Origin of the sequence: Pseudonocardia bannensis, from assembly GCF_012911875.1 — a bacterium.
Taxonomy (GTDB): Bacteria; Actinomycetota; Actinomycetes; order Mycobacteriales; family Pseudonocardiaceae; genus Pseudonocardia; species Pseudonocardia bannensis.
On sequence record NZ_JAAXKZ010000189.1, the window covers coordinates 1 to 7661 of the forward strand.

Consider the following 7661-nt stretch of genomic DNA (forward strand, 5'->3'; position numbering starts at 1 on the left):
GGTGCGGTGGGCGGGGCGGGGTCGGCCGGTGCGAGGCCGCCGCGATCCGCACCGCCCCGGCCGGACGCCGCCTCACCGGAGCGGCCCGCGGCCCCGTCGGCCGGAGCGGGCCCGGGTCCCCGGGTACCCGCGTCGGGGCCGCGGTCCCGGTCGGCCCCCGTGTCCCGGCCGGTGCCCGGCGTGGGATCCGTCGTGCTGGCGCCACCGGCGTCGGGGGCCGGTTCCGTCTCGGCGTGGCGGGGCGCGGTGCCGGTGTCGCGCGGCGCGGCGTGGCGGGGCGCGGTGCCGGTGTCGTGCGGCGTCGCTGCGGGAGCGGGAGCAACCGCCGGAGGGGCCGGTGCCGCCGCGGCCCGGGGCCACTCCGGGGCGGGAGCAACCGTGGCTTCCGGAGGAGCCGTGGGGGCCGCGGCCCCGGTCCGCGCCGGGGCGGCCGGAGCCGTGGCCCGGGGCCGCTCCGGGGCCGTGCGGGCGGCCTCGGGCGCCGCGACCTGCGCCCCTGCCGCGGAGGCAGTGCCACCCGGAGCCGACCGGACCGGAGGGGGGGCAGTGATCGTCGCCGCCTGCGCCACCGGCACGACCTGCGCGGCCGTCACGGGATCGAAGCCCTGGCCCGCATCGGGAGTGGCCGGAGCCGCGTCCTCCGGAAGGCCGGCCAGCTCGACCCCGGAGCCGGCGCGGGTGCCCGGGCCGACGGCCGACCCCTCGCCCGCGGCCTGGACGTCGTCATCGCCCGAGATGATCGGCTCGATCGGGCCGGCGCGCAGTGCCGCCACGGGAGCGGTCACACCGAGCGTCACCGCGACGCTCCATCGGACGAACCGTGGGATCTCCGTGGATGAGCTCATCGTTCTCCTTGCTCAGACCATGTCGAACTGCTCGGTGTGCACGCGCTGCGCCGGGATCTCCAGCTCGTCGAGGGCCGCGACCGCGCCCCCGACGAGGCCGGGCGAGCCGCACAGGAAGTAGTCGAGTTGGTTGCGCCGGAACGGCCCGGGCAGCACCGCCTCCAGCAGCTGCCGGTCGACCCGCCCGGTGGGCCCGGTCCACCCCTCGGGCGGCTGGGTGACCGTCTGCACGACGACGAGGTTCAGCCGGCCGGTCAGCTCGTCGATCTCGTCGGAGAACAGCAGCTCCGACGGCGTGCGCGCGCTCACCACCAACCGGTGCGGACGCCGGTCGCCCCGGTTGGCGAGCGTGCGCAGCATGCTCATCATCGGCGTGATCCCGACGCCGCCCGCGATGAGCACCAGTCCCGTCGCCTGGACGTGGTCGACCGTGAACGTGCCGTGCGGACCGTCGAGATACACCGTCCGGCCCGGGCGCAGGTTCGACAGCAGCCGGGTGTAGTCGCCGACGTGGCGGATCGTGAACTCGACGCGGCCTTCGGGCGAGGTCCCCGACGCGATGCTGAACGGGTGCTCCTCGGCGACCAGCACGGACCGGTGCAGCCGCAGCCAGGCGAACTGGCCGGGCGCGAACGTCATCCGGTCGCGGCGCCCGAGCTGCCGGCGCCGGGCCGGGCCCAGCACGATCGTGCTCACGGCCTCGCTCTCCCGGCGGATCTCCTCGACCCGGAACTCGTCACGGCTCGCGAGCAGCGGGCGCACCACCCAGCGGTTGACCACCACCGCCAGCAGGCCCAGCAACATCACGACGAACACGGTGCGCATCAGCGGGTTGCGGACGAGGTGGTCGAGCAGGAACACGTGCAGGGCCCCGCCGGTGACGACCGTGGCGGCGAGCAGCACGTGCAGCGCCCGCCACACCTCGTAACGCAGCGTCATCCGCCGGCGCAGCACGGCGAGCGCCACGAGAACCACCATGGCGACGGTCGCGACGGTGGCGGCGCGCGCCCGTCCCGGGGCGCTGGTCAGGTCGAGCAGCGCGATGTTGCGCGGATCGGCCAGCAGGACCATCGCGACGTGCACCAGCACGAGGATCAGGGCGAGCAGGCCGAGGTAGCGGTGCAACCGCATGAGCCGCTCGATGCCGAACGCCGTCGTCAGTGACCGCACCCGCGACCCGATGACCACGACCACGACGATCGCGGAGGTCGGTACGAGTCCCAGGACCAGCGCGAGTTCCATGGCCATCCCGGACGAGCCACCCGCGCCCGTGGCGAGCAGCAGCGGGGCCAGCAGGACCGTCACGAAGGACATGGCCCACAAGGCGCGATAGGCCGGTCGGATCACGAGCGGGAACGCTAGCCAGGCACGCCCCGCGGGCCCGGGGATCCTGAGAAGGGGGGTTGCGCAACGTCAGCCGTCCGGTCGGCCGGAGTCGGCGAGTGGCGTCACGACCGGCCGGATGCGCTCGCCCGGTTGCACCGATCGGACGTGCTGCTCTCAGGTGGTGGGCGGGACCGGCCGTTCGGCGCGGCGCCCGCCCGCCCACCATCGCGCCGCGGCCGCCTGCCGATCGCCGATTCGCCCGCTCGTGGTGCCAGCGCCGCAGGGAGCAGGCCGGGCGCCGTCCGGCGGTGGGATCTGGACGTCGCCGCTACCAGCCCTCCGGTGGGTCGACGAAGGTCTGCCCGAGCTCGCGGCTGAGCGTCATCGCCCGGCGCGCCCACTCCGGCGTCGCCCCGGCGAGCCCGCACGCCGGCGTCGGCACGGCGAGCTCGGCGAGCCGGGACCGGTCGAAACCGAGCCGGTCGGCGAGGTCGAACGCGCGGCGGGCCAGCGTCCGCAGCTCGACCGGCCGCGGCGGATCGACGGCCGGCACCAGGCCGAGGAACAGCGGCGTCCCGGCGTCCCAGATCTCGCCGAGTGCGTCCAGCGCAGCCGGGGAGGCCGTGTCCCCCGACACCGACGGCGCCGTCGCGTCGAGCCCGACGGCCGCGGCCCCGGTCGCGGCCAGCAGTCGCACCGGCGGGTCGTCCGCGCAGCAGTGGATCAGGACCGGCGCCGGCAGCCCGTCGACGAGATCGCGCAGCAGGTCGGTCGCCTCCGGCTCCGGCACCGCGGGGAGCCGCCCGTAACCCGAGGCCGTGGGGAGCGACCCGCGCAGCACGGCCGGCAGCGACGGCTCGTCGAGCTGGACGAGCACCCGCGCGCCGGTCCGCGACGCCACCTCGGCGATGTGCCCGCGCAATCCCTCGGCCAGGCTCTCGGCGAACTCCTGGACGGCTCCGCGATCGGTGAGCACCCGGTGCCCCGACCGCACCTCGACGCCTGCCGCGAGCGTCCACGGCCCGGCGGCCTGCACCTTCACCCAGGCGGGACGCGCGGGCTCGCAGGCCTCCTCGAACGCGTCGAGGTCGGTGCGCAGCAGATCGACGGCCCGCCGGTGGTCCAGGCCGGGCCGCGCGGTCACCCGGTAACCGGTCGGCACCACCTCGACCGCGATGTCGACCAGCAGCGCCGCCGTGCGCCCGATCATGTCCGCGCCGACGCCCCGGGCCGGAAGTTCCGGGATGTGCGGGAGCAGCGGCAGCTCCCCGACGACGGTCGCCGCCGCCTCCCGCGGGTCGGTGCCGGGCAGCGAGCCGACGCCGGTGGCCGCGCCGGCGGGCCAGCGCTGCGGGATCTCGGCCGGCTCGTCCGCTGCCTCATCGGTCCCGGCCACGACGAATCCCGCGGCGGTGCCGGTCGGACCGGGCGGCGGTTCCCCCGGCACCGCGTCGGTCAGACCAGCGGCGGCGAGGGCGGCGGCGAGCGGATCGTCGGGAGAACTCATGCCGCGCTGTGTACCCGATCCGTTCAGGACTTGCGGTAGCGGGCGTCGAACAGGCAGTAGACCCCGAAGATCCCCAGCCCGAGCGCGAGGACGAGCAGCAGCACCTGTCCGTACGGCTGCGCGCCGAGGGCCTTGAGCCCGGCGTCGAGGCCGACCGGCTGGTCCGGGTTGTAGCGGACGGCGGCGAGGATCAGCAGCACCCCGGTCGTGCCGTAGGCGAGGCCCAGGGCCGGCCAGCCGACCTGGCCGAGGCGGACGGCCAGCCGGGCGGCACGCGGCTCGGCTCGGCCGAGGTCGAGGTCGCGGCAGAAGGCCTTGCTGAGCCCGCGGTAGACCGCGTACCCGGCGAGGACCAGCACCCCGATCCCGATCAGCGCGAGGAGGACCCGGCCGCCCGGTAACTCGAGCAGCACCGCCGCCACGGAGCGCTTCGGCGTGTCCGCCCCGCCGGCCGCGGCCATCGAGCCGGCGGAGTAGGCCAGCACACCGAAGATCACCGCCTCGACGAGGTTGACCGCCGTGCGCAGCACGCGCCGGCCCCCCGTGACACCTCGGTGCCCCCAGATCGCCTCGGCGAGCTGCCAGATCACGAGGGCGCCGAGCCCGACCGCGATCACCCACAGCAGCACGACGCCGAGCCCGCCGGCCGCGATGGCCTGCAACGCGCCGGACTTGTCCGCCTGCTCGGAGTCGCCCAGCGCCACCTGCGCCGCGAGCCCGGCGATGAGCAGGTGCACCGCGCCGTAGGCGATCAGGCCGATCCGGCCCAGCGCGTGCACGGCGGGGCTGTCGGCCACGTCCTCGGCGGTGTCGGCCGCCTGTTCGGCGACACCGTCCGCGTCGCCACGGTCGCGCTCGTCGGACGGGGGCTCGGCGTCCTGGGCGTCGGCGGTCTGTCGTGTGTCCGGCACGGCGGGTACCTCCTCGGGGCGCGCGAAGCCTGACCGATTCGAGCGGTCTGCGCCAGTCCGGCGGGGAGGCTGGTGCGCGCCGCACCCGGGTGCTGGCACCCTGCCCCGCCCCCCCGTTGATCGTCAGGCTCTTCGCGGTGGATCTCGGACGCATGAAGCGGACCCTCCCCTCGGTCCTGGCGACCGTGGCCGTTGTCGCACTCGCGGCGGGCGTCGGCGCCGTCGCGTTGACGGCGGGTGCGCACCCGCAGGCCCAGCCGGTCGGCGCACATCAGCATCACAGGGGCCCCGCGGCCGGCGCCCGCAGCGTCACCGACCTGACCGGACCGCGCGCGGGCACGCCCGACGTACGGTTCGTGCTCACCGCCCGCACCGCCACCGTCACGCTCGACTCCGGTCGCCGCATCGAGGCACGCGGCCGCGACGAGCGGCACCGCCCCGGACTTCGAGGACCCCGCATTCACCGGTTCGATCGCCGGGTACGAGAAGTGTGCCTACGACAGCTGCGGTTACCAGCAGGTCTCCGTGATGGGCGAGGACTTCAGGTTCGCCGGGGCGCCGGCCACGCTCAAGGCGGGGCCGGCGATCATCCAGTTGATCGTCGACCTCGTTCCCGGCGCCGCCTCGGCGGCGCCCGGACAGTCCGGTGGCCTGCTGGTCGACCTGACACCCGGCCGGTACTTCCTGGTCTGCCCGGTGGGCGACGAGGGCGAGCAGCCGCACCACCTGCGAGGCATGATCGACGAGATCACCGTGACCTGATCCTCGCCAGGCCCCGGGTTCCTCACGATCGGCACTGCCGTTCACTTGGTGAACGGAAGTGCCGTTCGTGGCATTCGGGGTGTGGTCGGCGCGGGTCAGCGGGTAGCGGTGATCGTCGCGCTGCCGAGGACGACGTCACCGGCGGGGTCGGGGCGGTAGAGGGCGACGGCCTGGCCCGGTGCGACACCGCGGAGCGGCTCCGCCAGCTCGACGCGCAGCGCGCCGTCGCCGGTCGGCCAGGCCTCGGCCGGGGCCAGCCCACCGTGGGCCCGGACCTGCGCGACGCAGCTCAGCGGTCCGTCGGGGGCCCGGCCGGAGCTCCACACCGGGCGGGCCGCGTCGATCCGGCTCACGTCCAGGGCGGCGGCCGGGCCGACTCTCACGGTGCCGCTGACCGGCTCGATGCCCAGCACGTAACGGGGGCGGCCGTCGGCCGCCGGCCGGTCCACCCCGATGCCCTTGCGCTGTCCGACGGTGAAGCCGTGCACCCCGTCGTGGCGGGCCAGCTCCTCCCCGCTCTCGGCGTCGACGATCGGACCGGGCCGCGCGCCGATCCGCTCGGCGAGGAACGCCCGGGTGTCCCCGGACGGGATGAAGCAGATGTCGTGGCTGTCGGGCTTGTCGGCCACCCGCAACCCGCGGGCGGCGGCCTCGGCCCGCACGGTCGGCTTGGGCGTGTCGCCGATGGGGAACAGCGCGTGCGCGAGCTGGTGCGCGGTGAGCACCGCGAGCACGTAGGACTGGTCCTTGTCGTCGTCGACCGCCCGGCGGAGCACGCCGCCCTCGAGGCGTGCGTAGTGCCCGGTGCAGACCGCGTCGAAGCCCAGCCCGAGCGCCTTGTCCAGCAGCGCCGCGAACTTGATCTTCTCGTTGCAGCGCAGGCACGGGTTCGGGGTCTCCCCCGCGGCGTAGGCGGCGACGAAGTCATCGACCACGCTCTCGGTGAACTGAGCCGCGAAGTCCCAGACGTAGAACGGGATGTCCAGCACGTCGGCGGCCCGCCGGGCGTCGGCGGCGTCCTCCCGCGAACAGCAGCCGCGCGACCCGGCACGCAGTGCCGCGGGTGTCTCGGACAGCGCCAGGTGCACCCCGACGACGTCGTGGCCCGCCTCGACCGCGCGGGCCGCCGCGACGGCGGAGTCGACGCCGCCGCTCATCGCGGCCAGCACCCTCATCGGATCCGTCCCGCCGTCATCGACCGTCGGCGGCGACCGTCCGCCCGCTGTGCGCGGCACCGTTGCGTCCGGCGCGACGGGCCCGGTCGACGACCTGCCCGATGACCGACGCCACCGCGTCGACGTCCTCGGCCGTCGAGGTGTGTCCGAGGGAGAAGCGCAGCGAGCCGCGCGCGGTGGCCTCGTCGGCGCCCATCGCCAGCAGCACGTGGCTGGGCTGCGCGACGCCGGCGGTGCAGGCCGAACCGGTGGAGCACTCGATGCCGTGCGCGTCGAGCAGCATCAGCAGGCTGTCGCCCTCGCAGCCCGGGAAGGACAGGTGTGCGTTGCCGGGCAGCCGCGACGGGCCGCCGTCGATCACGTCGGTCCCGGGGTCGCCGTTGAGCCGTGCGTCCGGGACCGCGGCCAGCACCTTGCCCACGAGGTCGTCGCGCAGTCCGGCGAGCACCGTGGCTCGTCGCGGCGCGTCGGCGACGGCCTGCTCGACCGCGGTGGCCAGCCCGACCACCGAGGGGGTGTCCAGGGTCCCGGAGCGGACGTCACGCTCCTGGCCGCCGCCGTGCAGCAGCGGGGTGAGCGCGACCTCGCGGCCCAGCAGCAGCGCGCCGGCCCCGTACGGGCCACCCAGCTTGTGCCCGGTGAGGGTGAGCGCGTCGGCGCCGCAGGCGGCGAAGTCGATCGGCAGGATCCCGACGGCCTGGACGGCGTCGGTGTGCAGGGGCACGTCGAACTCGTGGGCGATAGCGGCGAGCTCGCGGATCGGGTTGACGGTACCGACCTCGTTGTTCGCCCACATGACCGAGACCAGGGCGACCCGCTCGGGGGCGGCCGCGATCGCTGCCCGCAGCGTGTCGGGGCGGACCCGGCCCAGCTCGTCGACCTCGAGCAGCTCGACGTCGGCGCCCTCGTGCTCGGCGAGCCACTCCGCGGACTCCAGCACCGCGTGGTGCTCGATCTCGGAGACCAGCACCCGGGTGCGGCGCGGATCGGCGTGGCGTCTCGACCAGTACAGCCCCTTGACGGCCAGGTTGTCGCTCTCGGTACCCCCGGTGGTGAGCACAACCTCCGACGGGCGGGCACCGACGGCGACCGCGATCCGCTCGCGGGCCTCCTCGACGTACCGCCGCGACCGGCG

The 7661-nt window shown here is 75.5% G+C and carries 6 protein-coding genes and 1 pseudogene; 1 reads left to right on the forward strand and 6 read right to left on the reverse strand.

Annotated elements, in window-relative coordinates; translation table 11 throughout:
• The 4 genes and pseudogenes from HF519_RS28600 to HF519_RS28615 all read right to left on the reverse strand — a co-directional run.
• A pseudogene (locus HF519_RS28600) lies at positions 1–845 on the reverse strand (hypothetical protein); the annotation flags it as partial.
• Between the two features lie 12 nt (positions 846–857).
• On the reverse strand, positions 858–2192 hold the full coding sequence (locus HF519_RS28605; RefSeq protein ID WP_169416092.1) for a ferredoxin reductase family protein: 1335 nt from the start codon (positions 2190–2192) through the stop codon (positions 858–860).
• A 307-nt stretch (positions 2193–2499) separates the two neighbouring features.
• The gene (locus tag HF519_RS28610) at positions 2500–3678 is read right to left on the reverse strand and encodes a methionine synthase (protein WP_169416093.1); all 1179 of its coding nucleotides are present in this window, start codon (positions 3676–3678) and stop codon (positions 2500–2502) included.
• A gap of 23 nt (positions 3679–3701) precedes the next feature.
• The gene (locus HF519_RS28615; RefSeq protein WP_312860411.1) at positions 3702–4589 is read right to left on the reverse strand and encodes a DUF1206 domain-containing protein; all 888 of its coding nucleotides are present in this window, start codon (positions 4587–4589) and stop codon (positions 3702–3704) included.
• 528 nt (positions 4590–5117) lie between these two features.
• Between HF519_RS28615 and HF519_RS28620 the strand changes: the two genes are divergently transcribed.
• Positions 5118–5351: a hypothetical protein gene (locus HF519_RS28620; protein WP_169416094.1), complete on the forward strand. Its 234-nt coding sequence runs from the start codon at positions 5118–5120 to the stop codon at positions 5349–5351.
• Between the two features lie 95 nt (positions 5352–5446).
• Here HF519_RS28620 and mnmA read toward each other — a convergent pair whose 3' ends face one another.
• Positions 5447–6526 carry a tRNA 2-thiouridine(34) synthase MnmA gene (mnmA, locus tag HF519_RS28625; RefSeq protein ID WP_169416095.1) on the reverse strand — a complete coding sequence of 360 codons (1080 nt, stop codon included), beginning with the start codon at positions 6524–6526 and terminating at the stop codon, positions 5447–5449.
• A 16-nt stretch (positions 6527–6542) separates the two neighbouring features.
• Positions 6543–7661: cysteine desulfurase family protein (locus tag HF519_RS28630; RefSeq protein ID WP_169416096.1), on the reverse strand; the 1119-nt coding region annotated here is incomplete at its 5' end.

Coding starts and splice junctions, on each gene's coding strand:
- HF519_RS28610 (WP_169416093.1), bottom strand. CDS start 3,678: ATGAGTTCTCCCGACGATCCGCTCGCCGCCGCCCTCGCCGCCGCTGGT.
- HF519_RS28620 (WP_169416094.1), top strand. CDS start 5,118: ATGGGCGAGGACTTCAGGTTCGCCGGGGCGCCGGCCACGCTCAAGGCG.
- mnmA (WP_169416095.1), bottom strand. CDS start 6,526: ATGAGGGTGCTGGCCGCGATGAGCGGCGGCGTCGACTCCGCCGTCGCG.